This is a genomic window from Alteromonas sp. 4NH20-0104, assembly GCF_057547795.1.
The window spans coordinates 1-25,281 of the sequence record NZ_BAAJLP010000010.1 but is presented as its reverse complement, the minus strand read 5'-3'; the positions used below and the strand labels follow the sequence as shown (position 1 = coordinate 25,281).

At 49.7% G+C, this 25,281-nt stretch carries 24 protein-coding genes; 12 read left to right on the top strand and 12 right to left on the bottom strand.

Annotated elements, in window-relative coordinates; translation table 11 throughout:
- Positions 1 to 30 precede the first annotated feature (30 nt).
- The 6 genes from AC27IB_RS09035 (at position 31) to AC27IB_RS09010 (ending at position 6,827) form a co-directional block, all read left to right on the top strand.
- Positions 31 to 1,671 (top strand): acetolactate synthase large subunit, encoded by a 1,641-nt coding sequence (locus AC27IB_RS09035; protein WP_487120422.1) that lies wholly within the window; start codon positions 31 to 33, stop codon positions 1,669 to 1,671.
- A 13-nt stretch (positions 1,672 to 1,684) separates the two neighbouring features.
- A complete protein-coding gene (gene ubiG / locus AC27IB_RS09030) occupies positions 1,685 to 2,446 on the top strand; it encodes a bifunctional 2-polyprenyl-6-hydroxyphenol methylase/3-demethylubiquinol 3-O-methyltransferase UbiG (protein ID WP_296052822.1) in 762 nt (253 codons plus the stop codon).
- Between the two features lie 182 nt (positions 2,447 to 2,628).
- On the top strand, positions 2,629 to 3,258 hold the full coding sequence (locus tag AC27IB_RS09025; RefSeq protein ID WP_296052820.1) for a biliverdin-producing heme oxygenase: 630 nt from the start codon (positions 2,629 to 2,631) through the stop codon (positions 3,256 to 3,258).
- Positions 3,251 to 5,575, top strand: coding sequence for an ATP-binding protein (locus AC27IB_RS09020; protein WP_487120421.1), 2,325 nt, complete (start codon positions 3,251 to 3,253; stop codon positions 5,573 to 5,575). The genes AC27IB_RS09025 and AC27IB_RS09020 overlap by 8 nt, the downstream gene beginning before the upstream one ends.
- Before the next feature lie 45 nt (positions 5,576 to 5,620).
- On the top strand, positions 5,621 to 6,073 hold the full coding sequence (locus AC27IB_RS09015) for a response regulator (protein ID WP_487120420.1): 453 nt from the start codon (positions 5,621 to 5,623) through the stop codon (positions 6,071 to 6,073).
- A 145-nt stretch (positions 6,074 to 6,218) separates the two neighbouring features.
- The gene (locus AC27IB_RS09010) at positions 6,219 to 6,827 is read left to right on the top strand and encodes a glutathione S-transferase family protein (protein WP_296051290.1); all 609 of its coding nucleotides are present in this window, start codon (positions 6,219 to 6,221) and stop codon (positions 6,825 to 6,827) included.
- Positions 6,828 to 6,866: 39 nt separating this feature from the next.
- Here AC27IB_RS09010 and AC27IB_RS09005 read toward each other — a convergent pair whose 3' ends face one another.
- The 5 genes from AC27IB_RS09005 to AC27IB_RS08985 form a co-directional block, all read right to left on the bottom strand.
- Positions 6,867 to 8,321: a sensor histidine kinase gene (locus tag AC27IB_RS09005; RefSeq protein ID WP_487120539.1), complete on the bottom strand. Its 1,455-nt coding sequence runs from the start codon at positions 8,319 to 8,321 to the stop codon at positions 6,867 to 6,869.
- A gap of 29 nt (positions 8,322 to 8,350) precedes the next feature.
- On the bottom strand, positions 8,351 to 8,887 hold the full coding sequence (locus AC27IB_RS09000; RefSeq protein WP_487120418.1) for a PAS domain-containing protein: 537 nt from the start codon (positions 8,885 to 8,887) through the stop codon (positions 8,351 to 8,353).
- Between the two features lie 85 nt (positions 8,888 to 8,972).
- Positions 8,973 to 10,544, bottom strand: a complete 1,572-nt coding sequence (locus AC27IB_RS08995) for a cisplatin damage response ATP-dependent DNA ligase (protein ID WP_296051285.1) — start codon at positions 10,542 to 10,544, stop codon at positions 8,973 to 8,975.
- Positions 10,544 to 11,566 carry a ligase-associated DNA damage response exonuclease gene (locus AC27IB_RS08990; RefSeq protein WP_296051282.1) on the bottom strand — a complete coding sequence of 341 codons (1,023 nt, stop codon included), beginning with the start codon at positions 11,564 to 11,566 and terminating at the stop codon, positions 10,544 to 10,546. Before AC27IB_RS08990 ends, AC27IB_RS08995 begins: the two co-directional genes overlap by 1 nt.
- Positions 11,567 to 11,623: 57 nt before the next feature.
- On the bottom strand, positions 11,624 to 12,004 hold the full coding sequence (locus AC27IB_RS08985; RefSeq protein WP_296051279.1) for a hypothetical protein: 381 nt from the start codon (positions 12,002 to 12,004) through the stop codon (positions 11,624 to 11,626).
- Positions 12,005 to 12,070: 66 nt separating this feature from the next.
- Between AC27IB_RS08985 and AC27IB_RS08980 the strand changes: the two genes are divergently transcribed.
- The gene (locus AC27IB_RS08980; protein WP_296051276.1) at positions 12,071 to 14,524 is read left to right on the top strand and encodes a ligase-associated DNA damage response DEXH box helicase; all 2,454 of its coding nucleotides are present in this window, start codon (positions 12,071 to 12,073) and stop codon (positions 14,522 to 14,524) included.
- A 2-nt stretch (positions 14,525 to 14,526) separates the two neighbouring features.
- Positions 14,527 to 15,252 carry a ligase-associated DNA damage response endonuclease PdeM gene (gene pdeM / locus AC27IB_RS08975; RefSeq protein WP_487120415.1) on the top strand — a complete coding sequence of 242 codons (726 nt, stop codon included), beginning with the start codon at positions 14,527 to 14,529 and terminating at the stop codon, positions 15,250 to 15,252.
- Between the two features lie 3 nt (positions 15,253 to 15,255).
- Here pdeM and AC27IB_RS08970 read toward each other — a convergent pair whose 3' ends face one another.
- The 3 genes from AC27IB_RS08970 to folM all read right to left on the bottom strand — a co-directional run bounded on the left by AC27IB_RS08970 (position 15,256) and on the right by folM (position 17,984).
- Positions 15,256 to 16,149, bottom strand: a complete 894-nt coding sequence (locus AC27IB_RS08970; protein ID WP_487120413.1) for a carbon-nitrogen hydrolase — start codon at positions 16,147 to 16,149, stop codon at positions 15,256 to 15,258.
- Entirely contained in the window at positions 16,142 to 17,191 is a 1,050-nt protein-coding gene (locus tag AC27IB_RS08965) for an agmatine deiminase family protein (RefSeq protein ID WP_487120411.1), read from the bottom strand. Before AC27IB_RS08965 ends, AC27IB_RS08970 begins: the two co-directional genes overlap by 8 nt.
- Before the next feature lie 82 nt (positions 17,192 to 17,273).
- Entirely contained in the window at positions 17,274 to 17,984 is a 711-nt protein-coding gene (folM, locus tag AC27IB_RS08960) for a dihydromonapterin reductase (protein WP_487120409.1), read from the bottom strand.
- Between the two features lie 143 nt (positions 17,985 to 18,127).
- Here folM and folE point away from each other — a divergent pair, with 143 nt between their 5' ends.
- Complete coding sequence (folE, locus tag AC27IB_RS08955) at positions 18,128 to 18,814, top strand: GTP cyclohydrolase I FolE (RefSeq protein ID WP_296051266.1); 687 nt, start codon at positions 18,128 to 18,130, stop codon at positions 18,812 to 18,814.
- Between the two features lie 69 nt (positions 18,815 to 18,883).
- Here the strand turns inward: folE and AC27IB_RS08950 are convergent, their stop codons facing one another.
- Both AC27IB_RS08950 and AC27IB_RS08945 read right to left on the bottom strand, forming a co-directional pair.
- Positions 18,884 to 19,087, bottom strand: a complete 204-nt coding sequence (locus tag AC27IB_RS08950) for a hypothetical protein (protein WP_296051263.1) — start codon at positions 19,085 to 19,087, stop codon at positions 18,884 to 18,886.
- Between the two features lie 284 nt (positions 19,088 to 19,371).
- Positions 19,372 to 21,321, bottom strand: coding sequence for an alpha-amylase family protein (locus AC27IB_RS08945; protein WP_296051260.1), 1,950 nt, complete (start codon positions 21,319 to 21,321; stop codon positions 19,372 to 19,374).
- Positions 21,322 to 21,706: 385 nt separating this feature from the next.
- Here AC27IB_RS08945 and AC27IB_RS08940 point away from each other — a divergent pair, with 385 nt between their 5' ends.
- Entirely contained in the window at positions 21,707 to 22,591 is an 885-nt protein-coding gene (locus tag AC27IB_RS08940) for an ROK family protein (RefSeq protein ID WP_487120406.1), read from the top strand.
- Here the strand turns inward: AC27IB_RS08940 and gloA2 are convergent.
- Together gloA2 and AC27IB_RS08930 are read right to left on the bottom strand one after the other, a co-directional pair.
- Positions 22,588 to 22,971, bottom strand: coding sequence for an SMU1112c/YaeR family gloxylase I-like metalloprotein (gene gloA2 / locus AC27IB_RS08935; RefSeq protein WP_296053770.1), 384 nt, complete (start codon positions 22,969 to 22,971; stop codon positions 22,588 to 22,590). The genes AC27IB_RS08940 and gloA2 overlap by 4 nt on opposite strands.
- A gap of 2 nt (positions 22,972 to 22,973) precedes the next feature.
- Positions 22,974 to 23,918, bottom strand: a complete 945-nt coding sequence (locus AC27IB_RS08930) for an aldo/keto reductase (RefSeq protein WP_296053769.1) — start codon at positions 23,916 to 23,918, stop codon at positions 22,974 to 22,976.
- A gap of 114 nt (positions 23,919 to 24,032) precedes the next feature.
- Here AC27IB_RS08930 and AC27IB_RS08925 point away from each other — a divergent pair, with 114 nt between their 5' ends.
- Both AC27IB_RS08925 and AC27IB_RS08920 read left to right on the top strand, forming a co-directional pair.
- A complete protein-coding gene (locus tag AC27IB_RS08925; RefSeq protein ID WP_487120404.1) occupies positions 24,033 to 24,563 on the top strand; it encodes a lipocalin family protein in 531 nt (176 codons plus the stop codon).
- A gap of 72 nt (positions 24,564 to 24,635) precedes the next feature.
- Positions 24,636 to 25,193 carry a PhnA domain-containing protein gene (locus AC27IB_RS08920; RefSeq protein WP_296053766.1) on the top strand — a complete coding sequence of 186 codons (558 nt, stop codon included), beginning with the start codon at positions 24,636 to 24,638 and terminating at the stop codon, positions 25,191 to 25,193.
- Positions 25,194 to 25,281: the final 88 nt, after the last annotated feature.

The following is a 25,281-nucleotide window of genomic DNA, read 5'->3' as shown; positions in this document are numbered from 1 at the left end:
TACTATTGTGAGCCAATAAGCAGAAGGAATATGAAAGCAGCAGATTTATTTGTGCAAGCCCTGGAAGCCGAGGGCGTCGAGTATATCTTCGGCATACCGGGTGAAGAGAATCTGGATTTACTCGAATCCTTACGCCACTCATCGATTAAACTGGTCCTCACCCGACACGAACAGGGCGCGGGGTTCATGGCTGCTACCTATGGACGGCTTACCGGCAAAGTTGGCGTTTGTTTATCCACCCTCGGGCCCGGCGCTACCAATCTGGTAACGCCAGCAGCCTATGCCCAGCTCGGTGCGATGCCGATGCTCATGATTACTGGGCAGAAACCGATTAAAACCAGCAAACAAGGGCGTTTTCAGGTTGTGGATGTCGTCGATATGATGCGCCCGATAACCAAGTACACTACGCAAATTGTGAGCGGTGAACGTATCCCTTCGGTCATCCGTGAAGCATTCAGACTTGCCGCTGAAGAACGGCCCGGAGCGGCTCATATTGAGATCCCTGAAGATATCGCCCGAGAATCCACTACGGCCCCACTATTAAAGCAAAGTCAGTCTCGCCGGCCGGTGGCCGAAGAGAAAGCCGTAGAGCGGGCCAAAGCAATGATAGAACAAGCTTCTGCTCCTTTGCTGCTCATTGGTGCCGGCGCCAACCGTAAACTCACGGCAAAGATGCTACGCCGGTTCGTGGACCATACCGGTATTCCATTTGTAACTACTCAAATGGGTAAAGGGGTGCTGAATGAATCCGATCCATTGTTTGTCGGCAATACCGCGCTGTCAGACGGTGATTTTGTTCATAAAGCCATCGAGCGGGCTGACCTTATTATTAATGTTGGCCATGATGTGGTCGAGAAACCCCCTTTCTTTATGCATCACAATGGCAAACAGGTTATCCATATAAACTTCGAACCAGCGGCTGTGGATCCGGTGTATTTTCCCCAGTTAGAAGTGGTTGGCGACATCGCTAACAGTGTCTGGCAGATCAATGAGCGACTAACGCCTCAACCCCACTGGAAGCGGGATCTCTATCAGGATGTGCATGATGCCTACGTACAGCATCGTCAGGAATCAGACAGCGATAACCGCTTTCCGGTACTGCCAGAGCGATTAGTCAGCGAAGTGCGGGCCGTCATGCCCGATAATGGTGTGGTCGCACTGGATAACGGTATCTATAAAATCTGGTTTGCACGTAATTATCCGGCTTATGCACCCAACACTCTGCTGTTGGATAATGCGCTGGCATCCATGGGAGCCGGTCTTCCTTCCGCGATGGCGGCTAAATTGGTTAATCCCGAACAGCCTGTGATGGCAGTTTGTGGTGACGGCGGCTTTATGATGAACAGTCAGGAAATCGAAACGGCCGTGCGCCTTAATTTAGACCTGGTAGTACTGATTCTGCGAGACGACGCCTATGGCATGATCAAGTGGAAACAGGCGCATATGGAATTTGATAATTTTGGACTCGATTACGGCAATCCGGACTTTGTTACTTACGCACAAAGCTATGGCGCCAAAGGTCACCGGGTGACAGCGACAGAAGAACTCGGGGCACTTATGCGTCAGTGTATTGCTGAGCCAGGGGTTCATATTATTGATTGCCCGGTCGATTATAGCCAGAATGATCGTAAACTGAACCAGGATATTCGCCGCCTGAGCGAACAGTTATAAGTGAATTCTTGCTATGCTGGATAAAAGCAAAGTCACTGGCACCGTGGGCGCCGAAAACGTATCACACGAAGAGGTTGCGCGATTTAACGCCCTGGCGGAAGAGTGGTGGGACCCCAATGGCAAATACAAAACCGCCCTGGCGTTTAATGCGGCGCGAACGGAGTATATTGTTCGCCAACTGGCACATTGTCACGGGCGGGATCCGAATACTGAGCATTGCCTGAAAGGACTCAGTATTCTCGATGTGGGCTGCGGCGGAGGTCTCATCAGCGAAGCGTTGGCCAGCAAAGGAGCGGTAGTCACCGGAATCGATGCCAGTGCAATGAGTATCGAGGTGGCCAGGCGTCATGCGCAACAATCTGGTCTGACGGTGGCGTACCGCCATTGTCTGGCCGGGGAGTTGCTAGCGCAAGATGAGCGGTTTGACGCTGTTATTAATGCCGAGGTGGTTGAACATGTCCCGGACCAATCGGCGCTTATCAGCGAATGTTCGAAGCTGGTTAAATCTTCCGGCACGCTGGTACTGGCAACCCTGAACCGCACAATGAAGTCGTGGATAATTGCCATTCTTGGTGCTGAGTATGTGATGCGCTATTTACCGGTGGGAACCCATGACTGGCAGATGTTTGTTAAACCCGAAGAGCTTCAGGCATGGGTTATACCGGAGCAGTTTGAACTGGTCAGTGAAACCGGTATGAAGCTAAACCCATTGACCGGCACCTGGCGATTATCATCGTCTCTGGCAGTTAACTATATCCAGATTTATCAGCGTTGAAACAACGTCAGGTAACCGTTCTGTCCAGACAGGACCTGATTCAGTAAAGGCATTGTAATGCCAATCTATCTGATTCTTATTGCGAATTCGCAGGATTCTGTTGACAAAAAACAGAGGTGCGTATATTGATTGCATTTCCCAGTCTTTTCATCGGGATCAGTTATTTTAAACCAGAGTGAACCATGACGGATAACGTAATTGCTTGCAAGGTAGCAAAACCCGACATCGCTATGCGACTGCGGCGAGAAACCCGGGACGCACACTGTCAAATTGAAGCTGTAATGAGTGATCTTCTCTTTACTACGCCTATCGATCTACAAGCCTATAAGCGTATGCTCAGTCGCCATCGCGATTATTATGCACAAATTGAAGCCAGCCTTTCAGAATTTAACAGTACCGCTGTGATGATTAGAGAGCGTTCCAAAATCAGCTGGTTAAACAGTGATATCGATTACCTGGAAGACGGTAGTGAACAACACCGCAAAGAACAGCCGTTGGATTATGCACTGACAACTAAACTGCCGGTTAATGAGGCGCAGGCCTGGGGCTTTTTGTATGTCTTTGAGGGGGCGACACTGGGCGGCGCTCATATTCTTGATAAGCTGCGCCACGAACCCTGTTTCGACGCGGAGCAGGGGTTGCGGTTCTTTCACAGTTACGGACGGAAGACGCCCGCAATGTGGCGGGCGTTTCAGTCAGCCCTGCAGCAATTTGTTGCCTCAACCCCTGGCAGTGAAGAGCAAGTCATCCAAGGGGCCAACCAGTCATTTTCGAATATGAATGACCTCATGAAAGGAGTTCAGGTTGACTAATCAATTTGAAGTAACCCTGGATAACTGCCACGAAGAACCCATTCATATCCCTGGTTCTATCCAGCCTCATGGCTATTTGCTGGTCGTTGACCCGGCTACCATGACGTTATCCTGTGTTAGTGAAAATATCACTGACGTGTGTGGTGTGGCGCTGGATGAGTGTATTGGTAAAGGGTTGGATGAGCTGGTTGACGATGAGTATTGCGCTATTATCAACCAGCACTGGCACACTGAAACCTTACAACTTTTCAACCCTACGTCGATTGCGCTTAAGCATTCTAACGGGCAAAGCCACAGGATGTCAGCCATTGCTACTTATAATGGCTCGGTGCTCCTGATTGCGCTGGAGCCGGATTCTAAAGTGAATGACAAAGCTTATGAATCTGTGCTCAAAATGCTCAAGAATTCCGTGCAGTCATTGATGGGCGTTCACAAACTGGATTTAATTTATCAGAGCGTTGTGGAAGAGGTAAAACGCTTCTCTGGTTTCGATCGCGTGATGCTCTACCAGTTCGACCATGAATATAATGGTGAGGTAATAGCCGAGGCGAAAGAGCCTCACCTGAATGCGTTTTTAAAACAGCATTTCCCTGAGTCTGACATCCCCAAGCAAGCCCGTGAACTCTATATCAAGAATCCCATTCGACTATTGTGCGATGTGGATGGGGCCGTCGCCAGGTTGTATCCGGCCACTCCCCATGTTGATTTAAGTTACTGTTCATTACGAAGCGTCTCACCGATCCATATTCAGTATTTACGCAATATGGGCGTTAAGGCCTCGATGTCTATCAGTATTATTATCAATGGCAAGTTGTGGGGGCTGATTGCCTGTCATCATTATTCCAGCAATTTCGTTCCCTTTGAAATACGCGAAATTGCCCAGTATATCTCGGTCATGTTGTCACAACTCATTGCCGTCAAAATTCAGGAAGAAGACACCCAGCGTAATGCCCGTCAGCTAGCGATGCTGGGGCAAATTTCAGCGGCCATGGCCGAACAACAGGACTATCAGGATGCGCTGCAGATTAAAGCTGAGCAGTTGTTGTCGCTGGTGGATGCTACGGGGGCGGTCTGGTGTCTTGACGGTTCGGTGCACACCAGCGGGGATGTGCCAGATCCGGCCACTATAGAGCAGTTGCATGAGTGGCTGGCTGTGCAAATGACAGAGCCGGAAGAAGCATACTTCACCCACCAACTGGGAATTGATAATCCGCACTTTGCTCACCTTGCTGATATTGCCAGTGGTGTCATGATGGTGTCACTTTCGGCTGATAACAGTTTATATATTCTGTGGTTTCGTAAAGAGATTATTCAGGCAAAAAACTGGGGCGGTAAACCCGAGAAAGTCATCGAATTTACCGATGACGGCAGTCATCGCTTAATGCCCAGAAGTTCTTTCGAACTGTGGAAACAAAATGTATATAAGAAGTCTGCGCCCTGGCAGGAGGCGGAGCTGGAAGGTGCATTGAAGTTGCGCAGTATGATCCAGAGTAAAATCATTATTGAGTCTGAGAAAGTACTCAAAATGAATAACATGCTCGAAGAGTTGGTGACATACCGCACTGCCGAGCTCAACCAGGAAATCAAACAACGTAAAACGGCAGAGTTACATTTGCTGGAAGCATTGGAGAATGCGGAAACATCAAACCGTGAATTGGAGCGCTTTGCATTTATCGCCTCCCATGATCTGCAGGAGCCGCTGCGAAAAATTCAGACTTTCGGTGACCGAATTCAGCGTTCTGGTGACACTTTCTCAGAAAAGAACCAGTCTTATTTGAAACGGATGCGGTCATCAGCAGAGCGTATGCAGACATTGATTAAAAATACCCTGAGCTTTTCACTGCTAAGCAGCGATGCCATGAAATTCAGGGTCATCAATGCCAACAGTGCTTTGCAAACTGTGCTCGACGATATTTCATTGCTGGTAAATGATAAACAGGCCGATATCAGAGTGGCAGACATTGGCAACATTCTTGCTGATAAAGGTCATATAATGCGGGTTTTCCAGAATTTACTGCAAAACTCGCTTAAATTTGTCGCCACAGAGCGACACCCTGTTATCGAAATAACGGTGGTGGAGCGAACAGAGGAGCATATAACCCTGGCTTTCAGGGATAATGGCATTGGTTTTGATAATCAGTATGCCACGAGAATTTTCAATCTATTTGAACGCTTGCATGGCAAGAGTGAGTTCGAAGGAACAGGAATGGGCCTCGCAATTTGTAGAAAAATTGTAGAAAAACACAACGGAAGTATCTGGGCCGAAGGCCGCGAGAACGAAGGTAGCGTTTTTTACATGCAACTACCGGTGAAATAAGCCGTCAGTGAGGTTGTTAAGATAAAATGTTATAATGTACGAGCTATGAATAATTTAGAAATTAACCAAAAAAAGATCAGTGAGTTAAACTTTATCTTCATTGTTGATGATGATGAAGACGACCGCGAACTGATTACCGATGCTTTAATCGACAGTAATTTACTACAGAACCAGATCAGAACCGCCGTCGATGGTGTTGATCTGATGGAGCAGTTATCACCGGCTGGTCCGCTGCCTTCATTCATCCTGCTTGATTTGAACATGCCGAGAATGGGCGGCCGGGAAGTCTTAACGGCGATCCGTGAAAATACCGCTCTGAAACACATCCCGGTTATCATGTTCTCCACGTCAGATACCGATGTGGATGTCAAAGACTGTTACGATTTAGGCTGCAATACCTATATGACCAAACCTTGTGATTACCTGAGTCTGACTGACGCAATGCAGGTAATTCTGCTGTACTGGACTGGCAACTCTACGATGTTGACGGTTCAGTAGTCGTTACTTCACCTGTCTTATGGGCTGTTTTAGCCCGTAAGGTCCGGCCGATTATCAGGCTGTTCAGGGAACTGAACAGAATTGAGAGTTGATTTGGCCACGAAATCCATTAGTCTGATCCTTCCTCACCGATCAGGAGCTTGCGATGAAAATTTACGATACGCAAACTGCACCCAATCCTCGCCGGGTAAGAATGTTTCTTGCTGAAAAAGGCGTTAGTGCACAATACATACAGGTTGATTTAAAGGGCGGTCAGAACCTCACGCCAGAAATGCTGAGTAAAAATCCAATGGGGAAGTTGCCCATTCTGGAACTCGATGATGGGACCTGCATCAGCGAAAGTGATGCAATTTGCGCCTACATTGAGGCGGCTTATCCTAATCCGCCCCTGCTCGGAAAGACTGCTCTTGAAAAAGGGCTGGTCGCCATGTGGCAACGACGGGTGGATTTGTGTCTGATGCTGCCGGTCGTTCACTGTTTCCAGCATACAACTGGCTACTTTAGTGATCGTATGACACCCGTTGCCGATTATGGCGTGGTGGCAGGAAAAGACGCGATAAAGTTTTTGGACGTGCTGGATACGCATCTGGCGGAAAGCCCCTACATTGGAGGAGAGCAATTTTCGATAGCAGATATCATTGCCCTGTGCGCCATCGACTTTGCCCGGGTGGTAAAAATTCGTATCGGCGAACAGCACACCCATTTGCAACGCTGGTATGAGCAGGTGAGTGAGCGACCAAGCGCCAAAGCGTAATGCCAATCAACAGGCCCCTTCTCTGCAGGGGCTTTGTGGCTATTTTTGCTTGTGCTTAAGCCGGCGCTTAGCCTGAAATGTAATCATAAATTCCACGCCTTCCCCGCAATCGCTGCGACATTCTATTGAACCGCCCAGGGCACTGGTAATGATATTGTAGGTCACATTTAAGCCCAGTCCAGTACCACCATTTGCGCGGTTGGTGGTAAAAAAAGGATTAAAAATTTGTGGCAGGTGCTCGGCGCTGATGCCTGAGCCATTATCGCGATAATTAAGTGAGAACAGCGTATCACTGGTATCCTCGACATCAATCAGAATATGTCCTTCAGGCTTGTCTCTGAAGCCGTGGTTTATCGAATTCATAATCAGGTTACTCAGTACCTGATAGAGTAGCCCCGGGTTCATGATCACCAGAATATTATCCGGGCAGGTGAAAGTAACGCTAGCCTGCGATTTTTTTAACACCGAATTTAAGCTGGCCACAACCTCTGAAATGTAGTGGTAAAGGTTGACCTCTCTGTCTTCCTCACTGGTTTGGTCAACGGCAATCTGCTTGAAGCCTTTTACTAATTGCGCCGTTCGATCCAGGTTTGCTCTGACCAATTCACAAAGCTCGTTGGCATCGGTCAGGAAATCTTCAAAATCGTCCGGGGTTAGCTCACGGTTGTTGTATCGTTTGGTAACCGCATCGATGTCTTCTTTAAACTGTGTTATGCCCATCAGGCCGACGCCTACCGGTGTATTGATTTCGTGGGCAACACCGGCTACCAGAGAACCCAGGCTGGCCATTTTTTCTGACTCGATGAGTTTTTCCTGAGCCTCTTTTAAACTTACCAGCATTTGCTCAAGCTCGGCATTAGAGGCGTTCAGAGCGTGGTTACGTTCCTGTAACTTCATGGCTAACTCTCTTTTTTCCGAGATATCACGAGTGATGGCGTAGCGCACGTGTCTGCCATTGAGCATGATTCGACTTAAAATGATTTCTGCCCAGAATTTTGTGCCGTCGACTTTTTTGTGTTGCCATTCAAATCTGACACTTTCCTGGCTGTCGGTTGCGCCAAGTCGAAGGGGGACGAGGTCTTTGGACGGTACGCCCTGCTCCTGGAACTCAACGGAGAGATCGAGTGGAGTGAGACCAATTACCTGCTCTTTCGACTCGAAACCGAAGAGTGTCAGAAAGGCTTTATTACAGTCGATGTATCGATCGCCCTCCAGCCAGCACAAGCCGTCAACGGATTCATTAAACAGGGTTTCAAAACTCTCTTTTTGTTGCGACAGCTTTATTTCGAGTTCTTTTTTCTCGGAAATGTCACGGGTACTAATGTAACGGACTTTCTTACCATTCAAAATCGTGGTGGTTATCAGCACTTCGGCCCAGAACTCTGAATCGTCTACCCGCTTGTGTTTCCATTCGAATCTGACACTTTCGTTATCTTCTGCTTCTTTTAGTCTGGCCGGTACCGACTCGCTAAGCGGTTTGCCATCGGCTTGAATAGCAGAGGAAATATCGGCTGGGTGGAGGCCTATAACCTGTTCTTTTCGGGTAAAACCGACAGGTTTAAAAAGGCTCTGTTGCAGTCAGTGTAACGCTCATTCTCTAACAGGCAGAGTCCGTCTACGGAGTCATTAAATAAGGTCTCAAAGCTCTCTTTTTGTTCTGCGAGCTTAAGCTCCAGCCCCTTCTTTTCTGATATGTCGCGCCAATTGGTATAAATAACCACTTCACCTTCTACCACCATCTTGGTGATAAGCACTTCGGCCCAGAAGGGCTCTGCGTTAACGGTTTGGTGTACCCACTCGAACCTCACGCTGCCTTCAGTAAAACAACGGTTAATATACTCCAGCCCTTTTTCTTCCGAGGTTCGTCCATCGGGCTGGCGGGCCGGCGAAAAGTCGAAAGGGGTTTTACCTACCAGTTCTTCTTTATGGGACAGGCCTACCATGCGCAACATCGAAGGGTTACAGTCTACAAATACGCCCTGCTTGAAAATGGCCAGCCCGTCCTGGGAATTTTGAAAAACGGTTTCAAAGCCATTTTGGCTGGTTGCTTGGTGGATCATTCGAAGGCCTGTTTGAGTGGTAAACCATTTATCCTTTATTCAAACTAGCAAAGATACCTGAAAGTGCCACTCTGCCGCGCCAAAGCTAAGTGATGATCAGCGCTTTGGCGTTCGTTAGCGTATCGGCCTCGCTGGCCGGTTTATCCCAGCGGATCCGGTGAAAGCGGGGAAAGCGCAGGGCAACACCGGATTTGTGCCGTGAGGAGGGATGGATAGCGTCAAAGGCGACTTCTACTACCAACTCCTTTTTCACTTCACGCACTGGTCCGAAGCGGCCCACTGCGTTACGTCTCACCCAGTTATCGAGCTTTTTTAACTCTTCATCGGTAAAGCCCGAGTAGGCTTTGCCGATGGGTAACAGGGTGTTGTCATGCCATACGCCAAAGGTAAAGTCGGAATAGAAGCTTGAGCGTTTACCATGACCACGCTGAGCGTACATGATAACTGCATCAAGATGCTGCGCTTCACGTTTCCATTTAAACCATTGTCCGGACGGGCGGCCTGGCTGGTAACTGCTGTCCTTGCGCTTAAGCATCAACCCCTCTACGCCGGGATCCGCTGCCGCATCGGTATAGGCTTGCTGTAACTGTTTATTGTTACTCACCGGCAGCAAAGGCGATAATTGCAGATGCCTGGCCTCAGCACGGGAAAGCCAGTATTCAAGGCGTTGGCGTCGCTCAGTCAGTGAAAGCGCAGTAATGTCCTGGTTGCCGTCGGTGAGGAGGTCATACACAACCATGCCAGCCGGTTTTTGTGTGATGAGTTTCTTCGCGGGTTTTTTGCGGTTCAGCCGTTGCTGCAGCGCATTGAAGGAATCAATTTCACCGTCATGAATAATCAACAGCTCGCCATCAATAACACCGCATTCGTCAACGCCGCTGAGGACATCCGGGAAAGACTCGCTAATGTCGTCCCCGGTTCGGCTGTAAAGGGCTTTTCCCTGCTCTGTGACAACTAACTGGACACGAATGCCGTCGTACTTGTATTCAACCTGCCAGTCACTAACCGTCAGCCGCTCCGCACTATTATCTGGCAGCGGGTGCGACAACATGACCGGATGAAAAGTGACGGCTCCGGTAATATCGGGCTTATCAGCCCGGCCTTCCAGCCAGTCGAAGAGTTCTCTGTAGGGGGGAGACAGGGCATGCCACAGGGTTTCAATTTCACTTACCGGCACCTGGCCATATTCGGCCAGGATGCGTTTAACGCTGCGGGCCGATAATCCGACCCTGAGGCCGCGAGTCCCCAGTTTAAGCAGCGACCAGCGCTGTTCTGCTGTCATGCCGGATAAATAATGCACCAGCAGTGCTTTTACCTGCTCACGGTTGGCCTGGCGAAACTGGTCAATGAGATCTGCCAGGCCCGGAAGTTCAATGTTACTGGTGGTGTCGGGCCATAAGTGGGCGACTGTCTCGCTCATTTCACCAACGTAATCATAACTCATGGCAAAAAGGTCAGGATCTACCCGTTCCAGCATCAGGTTTTTTACCGCATTACGTTTAAAAAACTCAAACTTTAAGGTGCCGGCGAGTGCTGCTATCGCCCAGCCACGATCCGGGTCGGCCGTATTGGCCAGATAATAACGAAGCAGACGGCTCTTCTCATTATTACTGCTGGTAAAATACAGTTGTTGCAGGAGTTGAGAAAAAGCGTCCATTAGTCTGTGGCGTCCTCGTCATAGCCAATCAGCGATAATGCCCGGGCTTTTACGCCCTGAGTCGTAAGCTGATGTAGCAAAGCGTCCTCCCGGCCATGGGTTATCCACACCTCGCCCGGATTGATTTCGTTGATGGTAGTCAGCAGTGCCTGCCAGTCGCAGTGATCAGAGACCACCAGAGGCAACTCAACCTGCCGTTGATGAGCCCGAGCACGAATCTGCATCCAGCCGGATGCCATAGCCTTGCGAACCTCCGGTAACGAGCGTGACCAGCGGTCACTCAACGCTGAGGGCGGAGCCAGCACTATCTGGCCGGCCAGTTCAGACTTGTCGGACACATCCGCCACATCCGTTAGCTGTCCAAGGTCGATACCGTGGTCCTGATACAGATCACAGAGCCGTCGTTGGGCACCATGCAGGTAAATAGGCTGGTGATAGCCCAGTGAGCGTAACCCCAGGATCATGCGCTGACATTTACCCAGCGCATACACGCCGACCAGATGACAACGCTCCGGAAACAGGGCAAGTGAGTGCAGCAGTTTTTCGCATTCCTGCTCAATGGGCGGATGCTTAAATACCGGCAGGGCAAAGGTTGCCTCGGTAATAAAAACGTCGCAATCAATGGCTTCAAAGGGCGAGCAGGTGGGGTCGGGCTGGCGCTTATAGTCGCCGGAAATCACCACCCGTGTGCCGCGATAGCTAAGCAGAATTTGTGCCGACCCCAGGATATGCCCAGCCGGATAAAATGTGCAGCTGACCGGGTCGTCGGGATCACCCAGTTTAATGGAGGCGCCATAGTCCAGAGCCTGAACTGTTTGTGCCATCTCCTCACCATAGCGGGTCTGCATAATCGCGATGGTGGGGACGGTTGCCACAACGTTGTGGTGCCCGCCCATGGCATGATCGGCGTGACCGTGGGTGATCAGGGCGTTGGCAACCTCAGAAGTAGGATCGATGTAGTAATCAGCGGCAATGCAATAAAGGCCGTTATCCCGCGGTTGTAACCACTTATCTGCTTGCAAAAACACTCCGTTAATAAAGCCATTTGGCTTCTTTTACGCAGGGTTAATCAGAAAAGCTCAATAGCCGCCTTTAACGATGTAATATTCACCATCAGAGGTGAGTGAAACGTGCAGACTGGCTACCTCTTCAATGGTTTTACGGCCGATTTTTTTCCCCTCTGTCAGACAAGTGGTTTGCTGATACGCCATTCCGTCAGCAAACGGGGCTTCAAAAGATACATTTTCTAAAAAACGGTAGCATTTCTGCTGCGTATCGAAGGTAATCAGACGGCTCATAGGCACGTCGCCATGAGTACGGCCGATGGTTGGCAGGGAACCCTCACTGCAGGCACTGAGCCCGCCAATACCGGTTATTAAGCAAAGTCGTACGGCAAATCGTTTCATGTAGAGGAGTAAGCAGAAAAAGTGAATGGCCAGTATAGCGAATGTTGTGGTCACGATTAAACCGCTTTGTGTTACTAAACGTATATCCTTACCATTCTACCAACCGGATTTACCGTTTCATTGAATTTGCCTTTACCCGCTGAATTTGTTGCCTGGTTTAGCCAGCAAGGCTGGTCTTTGAGACCTTACCAGCAAGAGATGCTCAACCGTGGTGTTGCAGAACAGGCCACCCTGCTTATTGCGCCTACCGGTGCCGGTAAAACGCTGTCTGGGTTTTTACCGTCACTAGTAGATCTTCAACATGAAACGTCTGAGTATTTGCACACACTTTATATCTCGCCGCTTAAAGCGTTAACTCAGGATATTCATCGTAATTTACTCCGCCCCATAGAAGAAATGGACTTGCCGGTCACTGTCGAGACGCGCACTGGCGATACGCCGTCACATAAGCGCCAACGTCAGCGCAGGCGTCCTCCGCATATTCTTCTGACCACCCCTGAATCGTTGATGCTAATGCTGTCCTACGCCGATGCGCCAGCAATTTTTGGTAAATTAAAAACGGTGATTATCGACGAAGTTCATAGCTTAATTGGCAATAAACGTGGTGATTTCACCACACTGGCATTAGCCCGTTTACAGCACTTAGCACCTGGTTACAAGCGTATTGGACTCTCTGCGACGGTGGCTAAACCGGTTTTAGTGGCTGACTGGCTGGGGCCTACCGGCGAACCGGCCGCCTTGCTGGAGGTGGAAGATACCGCCAGGCCGGCGATTAATATTCTGCGCTCCGAGCAGCGAATGCCCTTTGGTGGCTTTATGGCTAAGTATGCCATTGGGGATATCTACCAGGCCATTGTTAAAGCAGATACCACGCTGGTATTTGTCAATACGCGGGCGCAGGCAGAGCTGCTGTTTCAGTTGTTATGGTCTGAAAACTCTCAGGTGTTGCCCATTGCGCTCTATCATGGCTCGCTGAGTAAGGATCAGCGTCGTAAAACCGAAGAAATGATGGCTGCCGGTAAGCTGCGAGCCATTGTGACTACATCGGCACTGGAACTGGGGATCGATTGGGGCGATGTGGATCTGGTGATTCAGGTAGGGGCGCCGAAAGGGGTTAGTCGCCTGTTGCAACGTATTGGCCGGGCGAACCATCGGTTTGAGGAGCCCAGTGAAGCACTATTAGTTCCGGCAAACCGGTTTGAAGCGCTGGAGTGTCAGGCCGCCATTGAAGCAATTAATCAGGGTGCACGTGATGGCGCGTTGGTGCAACCCGGTGCGATGGATATCATCCCGCAGTTTATCATCAACTGTGCATGTTCCGCAGCGGTATCGCCACACATGGTGTATCAGCAAATTCTTAATGCCTCGCCTTATCAGGGTCTAACGCCGGACGAGTTCCACCAGTTGTGGCAGTTTAGTGTGGATGGCGGTTATGCGCTCAAAGGCTATGAGCGCTATCAGCGTTTAACGCAACAGCCCGATGGCACGTTTAAACCGGCCAGTCAGCGGGTAACTCAGCGGCACCGGCAGAATATAGGTACCATTGTTGAGGCGGGTAAGCTCAAGGTAAAGCGGATCCGCCGGGGCAATCAGGGGAAGATCATTGGCGAAGTGGAAGAGTACTTTGCCCAGCAGCTCACTCCGGGCGATACTTTTTTATTTGCCGGCGAAATGCTGCGTTTTGAAGCCATTCGGGACATGCAGTTACACGCCAGGCCAGCGAAGGGGAAAGAGCCGAAAATTCCGAGTTATGTGGGTGGCCAGTTACCCCTTTCCACGTATCTGGCTGATGGTGTGCGGGCATTATTGAATGCGCCCGAGCAGTGGCAGGCTCTACCCGCACAGGTGCGTGAGTGGCTCAATCTGCAACAGGCTTTTTCACGCATACCGGCGCAGGATAAAGTGCTTATTGAGCAGTTTCCCTATCGTCGTGCGTTCTATTCGTTGTATTACACCTTTGAAGGGCGCAAGGCCAACCAGACACTTGGGATGTTGCTTACCCGGCGAATGGAAAAGCTGGGTCTGAAGCCGCTCAGTTTCAGCGTAACGGATTATGGTTTGTCGGTCTGCGCACTCAAGCCCATCGATGAAAGCCATATTGCCACCCTGTTTCAGCCAGACATTCTTGGCGATGAGCTGGAAGACTGGATGCTGAACGCCCCCATGCTTAAACGTTCGTTTCGCCAGGTTGCCATTGTTAGCGGACTGACCGAACAGCGCTATCACAGCACACGCAAAACCATGAAGCAGGTCACCTTTTCTACTGATCTGATTTACGATACGCTGCGAGAATACGAACCCGATCATATTCTGCTTAAGGTTGCGCGAGACGATGCGGAGCGAGAACTACTCGATCTGCGGCGACTGGCAGATACTTTGATACGATTTGTTGGGAAAACGCAGTTTATTGATTTACCCAAGGTCTCCCCCATGGCTATTCCTATTGTGCTGGATGTCAGAAGCGAACAGGTGAAGGGCGCCGGCGAACAGGCGCTGCTTGATCAGGCCGCGCTCTATGCGGAAGCGGAATCTATGCTCGATGAGGTCAGGGCCTTGCTGTCGGGTGACGACTGACTATGTTGTCTACCGGGCAGTTACAACAGTTTATCGACACTAAGCAGGTTTTGCCTTTACGGTTTGGCGGTAGTTTGTGGCTGCTCGATAGCCGCGCTGCGGTTTACTGGCCTGAGCAGGACAGCCTGTTGCTGGCCGACCTGCATTTTGAAAAAGGCAGTTATCTTTCGCAGTATGCCTCGCCGGTGCCTCGTTATGATTCCCGAGCCACGTTAAGGACGATAGCTTCGCTGCTGGATAATTATCAACCCGAGCGGGTCATATGTCTGGGCGATAGCTTCCATGATATCGGCGCATTTGACCGACTTTTAGCCGAAGATGTACAACAATTGCAGGCTTTAGTGGCAGGTGTAAAAGAATGGATATGGCTGGAGGGGAACCATGATCCGCAGGTGCCTGAAGCGCTTCCCGGGGAGCGGGGGGACTCTTATCCGCTGCTTACGCAACATGGCACAGTCATTCATTGCCGGCATATTCCTGAGCGCGACAGTGGCTTGCAGATTGTCGGTCATTTTCATCCCAAAGCCGGGTTTGTTTCGGGAAAACGGCGTTTTCGGGGTAAAAGTCTGGTGACCACCGATAAGCTGATGCTAATGCCTGCACTTGGTCAGTATACCGGTGGTTTAATGATCGATGATGAAGTGCTAACGGCACTCGCGCCCAAGCTGCAACGTCAGTGCTATATGTTGTGCGAGCAGCGCGTAATCACACTGCCCGCCGGGAGCTAGTTGTTAATCGCGCCAGCGTTTTACCAGATCGTCGTAGGCATCAATGCGGCGGTCGCGAAAGTAAGGCCAGATACGCTTAACCTGTTCGGTGCGGGTCATATCAATGTCGACCAGTAAGGTTTCTTCCTGGTCGCTACTGGCCTGAGCCAGAATTTCACCCTGCGGGCCCGCTATAAAGCTCTGCCCCCAGAATTGAATGCCCGGATCGCCTTCAGTGGGCGAGCTTTCAAAACCGGTGCGGTTGGCTACAACCACCGGCACCGAGTTGGCGACGGCATGGGCACGTTGAATGGTGTGCCAGGCATCATGCTGACGTTTACGCTCATCACTGGTGTCGGTCATATCCCAGCCGATAGCGGTGGGGTAAAACAGAATCTCAGCGCCGGCCATGGCCATCAGGCGGGCGGCTTCCGGGTACCACTGATCCCAGCATACCAATACACCGAGCTTGCCGACACTGGTTTGAATCGGCTCAAACCCCATATCGCCGGGTGTAAAGTAAAACTTCTCATAAAAACCGGGATCATCCGGAATGTGCATCTTGCGGTATTTACCGGCAATCTCGCGGCTACGATCGAACACCACAGCGGTATTGTGATACAGGCCCGAACCCCGCTTTTCAAACAGTGAGGTCACCAGCACAATGTTGTGCTGTTCAGCAATTTCGCCAAAAAATGCCGTGGCAGGGCCGGGGATAGGTTCGGCGAGGTCGAAGGCATCGGTATCTTCGTTCTGACAAAAATACAGCGTACTGTGCAGCTCCTGAAGCAGGATCAGCTCAGCGCCTTGTTCTGCCAGTTCAGCAATTTTCGCAGCGCTTTTATTCCAGTTGGTGGCTTTGTCGTTATCCGCAACAGACTGTTGAACCAGCCCAACTTTTAAGGTGCGCTCAGACATATCGGGTCACTCCTGAGTTTAATTGGTGGATGACGTCAGTTTTCAAAGTATTACAGGGGACCTGCATGGAAATGCAATGCAGGCTGCCAAACTGCTGAACCAGCGTGGCACAATTTACTGGCACGATTTCATGGTGCGGGAATGCCTGCTGCATCACGGCAACCGCCTCGCTGTCCTCTGGCTGACCGTAAACCGGTAATAAAACCGTATGATTACAAATAAGATAGTTGGCGTAAGAGGCGGGCAATCTGTCGCCATCATCGTTAAACATAGCCGGTAAGGGCAGTAAATAACGAGAATGGTCTGGCAGAGCCTTCGCACATTCCTGCACTAATGCGGCCAGGCCCGGGTAGTGACTGTCGTCGGGACGGTTATCGGCCGCCTGAATCACCAGCCCGTTGGTTGGTGTGAATCGTACCAGGGTATCGATATGGCCATCGGTGTCATCACCTTCAAGATGCCCATGCTCGAAAATCGACAACCGGGCACAACCAAGGTAAGAGGTAAATTCATCGTGATAGGAGGCAGCGCTCATCTGACCGTTGCGGGCCGGATTATACAGACAGGATGCGGTGGACAGCAGATGACTGTTATCGTCTATTTCCAGCGCGCCACCTTCGGCAACAATTGGTGATGTACGCAGCTTTTCGCGACATAACGGCGCAAGGTAACGTTGGTTGACCAGATTGTCTTTACTGGCATTAAATTTGTTGCCCCAGCCATTAAAGGTAAACTCTACCGGAAAGGGCGCATCCAGGCTGCCGCAGCTTAAAAAGGCAAAATCCCGTGCCCACGTATCATTGTAATCGGCTTTGATAAGCATTACCCGTGCGTCGGACGCCAGTCGGCTCTCCACATCATCCAGGTCTTCTTCGCGACACAGTAGCAACACGCCGGCCTGATTGGCATTAATAATACGGATGATAGACAGATAGGTCTGACGGGCATCCTCCAGCCAAGGCGCCCAGTCAGTATCCTGATGAGGCCAGGCCAGAATAACGGCTTCGCTGGCTTTCCATTCTGGAATAAGTGAGGTGGTCACAGTGTTTCCTGATTAAGTATTTGACCCTGCGATTATACGCTGCCAGCCCAGGCGGGCCAACAACTTAGGTCGCTGATATGGGTTATTTTAAGTTTCTGCCGCCATTTAAATGGAGTGTCTGACCGGTTACATAGTCGGCATTGAGCAGGTAATTAACCGCTTTAACTGCTTCCTGGGCGCCGGGAACGATACCGAGCAGGTTTTTGTTGAGCGCCTTTTCCCGGTATTCCTGTGTGTCATCTTCATTGAACATCACCAGCGACGGGGCAATACTGTTAACTTTTACCTGGGGAGCATAAACGCGGGCAAACGACAGCGTCAGGTTGTGCAGAGCCGCTTTGCTGGCTGCATAGGCAATGTGGTTTTCACTACCGGTTTCCTGTACATAATCAGTCATGTGAATAATGTCGGTCAGAGTACCGTCGTCGGATTGCAAAGCGGCCTTGAGTGCCAGATTGAGTTGATAGGGCGCGTTGGAATGAACCATCATCATATTATGCATCAGATCACCGGGCGCAGACTCCGGATTTTCAGGTACCCAGTCTGACGCGTTATGGATGATTCCTCTTAACTTCGGCGCTGTGCGTTTTATTTGCTCTATTGCTCGCGAAATACCCGCCTGAGTGCTAAAATCCGCCTCCAACACAATTGCACCGGCTTTCTTAAGCGCGTCAACAGACGGCTTATGTCGTCGGTATGTGATGATAACCGGTTGATCGTTGGCAAGCAGGTCCTGAGCAATAGCGAGTCCGAGACGCTGACTTCCACCGGTAATGAGTATAGGTAAAGACAAAAAATACCTCCGATAATTTTGGTACTAATTACGACTTTACACGGATTGCAGATCGTTTTAATAACAAATTAACAGGTTATTTTAATCCTAATCTGCAGTATCACTAGTATAAGCAGGGTTAGTCGTTGTTACGGAATGAGTGAATGTTAGCAAAAGAAGCGGTAGTTGTGCGCGATGCTGTAAAACTGGGAATTTCCAAAGAGGCGCTGTTAGTGCATGAAGCACTGGTGGAGAAAGGCCTGGAAACGCCTATGCTGGAAAATGGTCTGAGCGACGAAGCGAAGCGCCAGCGGATAGAGCACGCCATGCGGGACGTGATGGAAACGCTTGGCCTCGATTTGTCAGATGACAGCCTGTCTGAGACGCCAGAGCGCATCGCTAAAATGTATGTCGATGAAATTTTCTCCGGGTTGGATTATCGCAAGTTTCCCAAAATAACCCAGATTGAAAATAAAATGCAGGTAGGGCAGCCGGTACAGGTGAGTGATATCAGCCTTACCAGCACCTGTGAACACCATTTTGTCACCATCGATGGGACTGCCACGGTGGCTTATATCCCTAAGGATACCGTGATTGGTTTGTCTAAAATTAATCGTCTGGTGGGTTTCTTTGCTCAGCGCCCTCAGGTGCAGGAACGCCTTACTCAGCAAGTGCTGGTGGCATTGCAGGCATTAACCGGTACCGAAGACGTGGCGGTGGTGATTAACGCCACGCATTATTGTGTAAAGGCGAGAGGCATACGCGATAGCCTTTCCTATACCAAGACATCGGCACTGGGAGGGCAGTTTCTGGCTGACACACAGTTGCGCCGGGAGTTTTTTGGCGGGTAGTTATTGCTAACTGCTCAGCTAGCAAAAAGGGGATACCATAACGGCATCCCCTTTTTTAATGTCTGTCGGTTATTTAGCGCCATCTTCCTGTTCTGAAACTATCAGGTTGATTTGATCGTTAATGCCATTGGCGGCAATGATCTCCAGTTTTTGCTGACAGTGATGACACGCGTCGAACTGTTCTTTGTACATGTCTAATACCACTTCTTTAGCTATAGCATTAATATAGCCACAACGAGGACAGCGATATTCTAAATAGGCCTGACTTAGCATTTTCCGTTTGCTCCTTGGTTTTCCGAAACAGCGATCCCTTCTTTGACAATCAAAAGCTGATTGCCCTGTTTCTTTTGTCCTGGGTATATAAGTGATACCCCACGCCTCATTATCTCAGTAATGAGGTCAATTATGTGAAGAACTCAACACTTTTTAATTATAGCAGCTCTCAGCGAAGTCTCCTGCGAATCGGATAATTAATATGCTGATAGTGACTTTTTTGAGGAAGGGCGGTAGCAGGCGGAAGTTGAGGAGGCGACTGTCTCACCTCCTTTAGGCTTTATTCAACCAAGCAGCCAGCATTGCTGATAGGGGGATAAGTGGATATCGGACGGTGAATCAATGCGGGTGTCGCTGAGCAAATCTTTTGCAGGTTGACCATCAAAAACACTAAGTACACTGGCTTCAAGTGTTTGTGGGTGCTCACAGAAGTTACATAAAACCAGTAACTTCTGGCCATTATCGGCTACCCGGCAATAGACAAAGCAATGCTGATTGCTGGTCTGCAAAATGTGTGTACGGGCGTGGCCAAAAACGGCATTATTCTTACGCAGAGAGATAAGGTTTTTAATGCCGCTGAAAATCACTTTTTGCGTCTGACGCTGCAGTGAATCAGTTGACTCGACAGGCGTTTCAATGCCGTTAATATGTTCCGGGGTAACTGCAATACGGTTGACCCAGCGATCGTCATGGGCTTTGGCCGGGTCGTCACGGTAGCTATAATCGTTGAGCAAGCCCATCTCATCGCCAGAATAAATTAATGGGATCCCGCCAATACTCATAATGACACCGTGTACCAGCATTATCCGACGAATAGCCGTCTCAATGGCCTGTTCATCTTTAGCCTGCAACGCGCCTTCCAATCCACATAAAGATGCCAGTGAGCCGCAGACGCGACAATCGCCGTTTGATGGGTTTTCCGCAAACGGCACGCCATCGGCATATGAGCCCTCAAACCGACCAGTAAAGAACTGGTTGAGGAAATATCGGTGATCATAGGGGTTAATACCCAGTTGATGTGCCACGGCATCATCGAATGTCCAGCCTATATCATCGTGGCAGCGCACATAGTTTACCCAGGTACAGTCCTGCTCAATGGCAAAGCTCTTTTGCATGGAGCTGGTTAATAACCGGGTTTTACGCGTTGCCAGGCTGTTCCAGATGAGTGCCATCAGCAACGGGTTGTAGGATATCTGACATTCGTCTTTATGAATGTACTTAAGCACTTCATCAGGGTGAACGATGGCTTCAGATTTAAACACAACCGCGGGTGCCGTAATTTGCAGGCAGCAATTAAACGCCTGAATAAGTTTGTGGGCATTGGGCTGGTTTTCACAATTGGTGCCCATTTCTTTCCAGATAAAGGCCAGAGCATCCAAACGTAAGGCTGCGCAGCCAATATTGGCCAGAAATAGCATTTCTTCGGTAATGGCGTTAAACACAGCCGGGTTGCTGTAATTCAGGTCCCACTGGAAACTATTGAAGGTGGTCCATACCCACTTTTGCATCGACTCGTTCCAGGTAAAACTGCCTCGTCGAACCTGAGGGAAAATTTCTCTCAGGCTTTGCTCATACTGATCCGGGATAGTGCGGTCATCAAACAGGTAATAGTAATTCTGGTAATGTTTATCACCGGCAAGGGCGGCTTCCGCCCAGCGGTGTTCGTCGGCGGTGTGGTTAAACACAAAATCCAGAACCAGGTTAATGCCGGCATCGCGCAGGGCCTTTGATAAGGCGTCCAGTTCTTTCATGTTGCCAAGCACGGGATTGACCTTGCGATAATCAGACACCGCATAACCACCGTCACTGTCACCCTCGGGCGCAGCATAAAGTGGCATGAGGTGCAGGTAAGTGAGCCCCAGCGACTTAAAATAGGGGATTTTTTCCTGCAGGTCTTTAAGGGTTGGCCCCATCAGGTCGACATAGCAAGCCATACCCACCTGATTTTCTTCCTTATACCATAGCGCGTCACCGTCGCTTCTGGCTTTATCCAGGCGTTTGAGATCGGCTTTTCGGTTTTTGAGTCCCTGCGCCAGTGACAAAACCAACTGGGACAAATGATAGTAGCAATCATACTGATGGCCGTAGACATCGATATAGCGTGAAAACAATTCGTGAAAATGGCTGTTCAGGCGCTGGGTGAAGAGTTTATAGTCGCGCTGTGACAAAAACGATAAGTCTGACCCTGCCAGTATTCTGCTCAGGCATTGTTCACTCGACGCCGCGTAATTCATCAGTATTCTCCGGCCAACTTTAACTTCAAAGATGGTTTTACAAAAGTTTCACAAATTTGTTTACAGCAATTCTAAGCTTTGCTAGCTTTAATCTTAAACGATTAAGTTAATTTATCAAGAAATTTACAACTAAATGTCCATCAAAAGTACTTGGTTACCAATAAGAACTTTATTTGGTTACTATTTTCTTAAATTAAGTTAAATGATTAAGTTTTTCTGTTTGTATAATTTTTGTTAAATGGTGGCCGTGAGAATTGTCAGCTCCGTGCTACAACTTATAAACAGGCAAATACTCTTGTGAATTAACAGAACCCGACGTATTGATAACCCGCAGCAGACTGTCGGCGTTATTAAACCAGGCTCCAGAACATTGAGGCAATAGCATATGGCGTTAACTGATCCTTACTATGCGGTGATCGAAGCCGGTGGTACCAAATTTAACTGTGCTGTGGTTACAGCAGAGCGCGAGATTGTGGCGGAAATACGCATTCCAACCACGACGCCAGAAGAGACATTGGCGAAAACGGCAGACTTTTTTCAGCAGCAGCGTCAGGCGGGATTGGCGTTTAATCGGATGGGTATTGCCAGTTTTGGGCCGCTTGATCTTAATCCGGCGTCGGCTACTTATGGCTATATTACCAAAACACCGAAGCCCGTCTGGAGTGATACCGATTTGGCCGGATACCTGGCCAGGCAACTCGATTGTGAAATAACCATCGATACCGACGTGAATGGCGCGGCACTTGGCGAGTATCGCTGGGGCGCAGCGCAGGGCACTGCGGTAGCGGTGTATGTTACGGTCGGCACCGGTGTTGGCGGAGGTTTGGTGATTAACGGCAAGCCGCTGCACGGACTGGTACACCCGGAAATCGGCCATATGCTGGTACAGCCTCCGGCCGGGGTTACCGGTGTATGTCCTTTCCATCAAAACTGCGTAGAAGGACTGGCTTCAGGGACTGCTTTGGGCAAAATCTGGTCACAGCCATCCCATACTTTTACTGACGACCATCCTGCCTGGGACGGATTGAGTGAAGTGCTGGGGGATATGTGCCATAACCTGATGGTTACACTGAGTGCCGAAAAAATCATTTTAGGCGGCGGTGTGATGCAAAAGCATGGCCTGGTTGAAAAAGTGATCGCTGTCACCACAGCCAGACTCAACGATTACATTGTGATGCCAGCGGGAGTTGGCCTGGACGATATCATTTGTTTACCAGGCTTAGGCACCCGCTCGGGATTATTCGGTGCCCTGGCGTTACTGGATAGCTAAACTTCGTAGAGCTCTAGTGGTAAGCCATCGGGATCGTTAAAGAAAGTGAAGCGACTTTGGGTATAGGGGTCAACCCGTACCGGCTCACACTCCACCTGATGACTATTCAGGTGCGCAATCGCTGCATCAATATCCGTGACCTTAAACGCAAGGTGCCGAAGCCCTTGCGCTTCAGGTCGACTGGGCCTGGCCGGCGCTCCGGGAAAAGAGAACAACTCAATTTGAGTGCCATCCGCTAATGCCAGATCGCATTTATAGGAATCACGCTCAGCACGGTAGTTTTCAGCAACCACGTTAAACCCCATCACCTGCGTGTAAAACGTTTTTGATGTGGGGTAGTCGTTGCAAATAATGGCAACATGATGGATGGCATTAAACATGGCTAGGGCACTTCCTGTCCACGGGCTGACTCAAACAACTGGTACCAGTGTTCGCGAGACAGCGTGAGTGATTCGGCTTCGGCACAGGCCGCGATACGAGCCGGGTTGGTGGTACCAATGACCGGCTGAATACCGGCAGGGTGGCGCATTAACCAGCCCAGTACAATTGCTTCACGACTCACCCCGTAGCTGGCAGCTAATTCGTTAACCCGTTGGCTGGTGGGGCACGCGGCATCACCGTTTCCGGAATACTTACCCTGAGCCAGCGGTGCCCAGGCCTGAAGCTGAACTCCCTGCTGCTGACAGTATTCCAATGTACCAGCGGTATAACCATTTTGGCTGTTGTGCGGGCTGTTGGTACAAATACCTTCTTCGACCCAGTCACGATAGCCCAGACTCATTTCCAACTGATTTGCAATGACCGGGAATGGCAGAAGTTTGTTGAGAGCATCAATTTGATACCAGTGCATATTGGAAACCCCCAGGTAACCAAACTTACCTTCCTGATGCAATCGAGTCAGGCACTCTGCCACGGCGGGTAAATCGGCCAGTGGATCCGGACGGTGCAGTAATAACACGTCGAGATGCTCGATATTAAGCCTGCTTAGAATCCCTTCCACCGATGCGGAGATCCACTCTGGTGAGAAGTCATACCGCTTTGGTCCTCTGTTATCTTCAAATCGGATCCCACACTTAGATTGAATAATCATATTCTCGCGCCAGTCGGGCTGATTCCCAAGCACTTCTGCAAAGACCTTTTCTGCATTGCCGTGAGTGTAAATGTCGGCGTGATCGAAAACAGTTATGTTCGAGGCTAACGCTTGCTCTATGGCTTGGGTTGCAAGGTTAAGATCCGCTTTAGTATAGGGTTGATGAGACCAGTTCCCGCCCAGTCCCATACAACCGAAAATTAGTTTGGAGGCATGTGGAAATTGTGTTTTTAGCATAGTGTTTTACGATTTTTTATGTTGATCACACCCTATCTTAAACCTTTAAGTGATACAAACATAGTTGACCACCGTATTGACGGCTGACAACCGTTTTCATTACAAGGAATGACTATGCAACGTTTTTTAATTGTCCTTTCGTCAGTGTGGCTCATTTGGGGCTGCACGTCGGTACCTGAAGGGGTGAAGCCTGTACAGGGATTTGAAGCCGACCGTTATCTGGGCACCTGGTATGAGATAGCCCGCTTTGATCACAGTTTCGAACGTGGGCTTTCGCAAATAACGGCGAACTACTCCATGCGTGACGATGGCGGAATTCGCGTACTGAACCGGGGGTATAATGCCGAGGAGGGTGAATGGAACGAAGCCGAGGGCAAGGCTTATTTTGTGGAGGATAAGCAAACCGGTCATTTAAAAGTCTCGTTTTTTGGCCCGTTTTATGCCAGTTATGTGGTGGCCGAACTGGATAAAGAAAATTACCATTATTCGCTGGTAACCGGGCCGGACAAGACTTATCTGTGGATACTTTCCCGGACACCCGAGTTACCGCAAACAGTGCTGGATGGACTGATCAAAAAAGCCAAATCACTGGGCTTTGACACCTCTAAACTGATCTGGGTTGAGCACAAGGATAGTCAAAGTTAAATGTAGGTATTGTTTATTATAAAATAGCGGGCCTGTGCTATACTCGCGGTTTTTTACTTTCGGGCTAAAACAATGGCAAATGAACAAACAGTATTTAAGCGCGCTAATGAGGCATGCGAGTTATGTGGTAACAGTGAGGGATTGAGCCTTTACATGGTGCCTGAATCCCCCAACGATTCTGATAACTGTGCCGTAGCAGTTTGTTCCACTTGTTTGCCGCAGTTAAACGATGCCGGCGCAATCGACGTTAATCACTGGCGTTGTTTAAATGATGCCATGTGGTCGCAGGTACCGGCAGTACAGGTGGTTTCATGGCGGATGTTAAAACAGCTTGAAAGCGAGACCTGGGCCCAGGATTTGCTCGATATGCTGTACCTGGATGACGATACGCTGGAATGGGCCAAAGCCGGCATTGACGATCGTGAACCAACACTGGACAGCAATGGTGACGTGCTTAAAGCCGGGGATTCAGTTCACCTGATTAAAGATCTCACGGTTAAAGGCGCGAACTTCACAGCTAAACGCGGCACCCCGGTACGTAACATTCGCCTGACGAATAACCCCTTGCATATCGAAGGCAAAGTAAACGGCCAAACCATAGTCATCATAGCGGCATACACCAAGAAGTAAAAACAGGCATAGCCTGTTTTTACCCCGGAAACACCGAAAGGTGTTATCCGGGGTCTCCCAGGCAATCTATCGAAGTTGAACGTAGCCT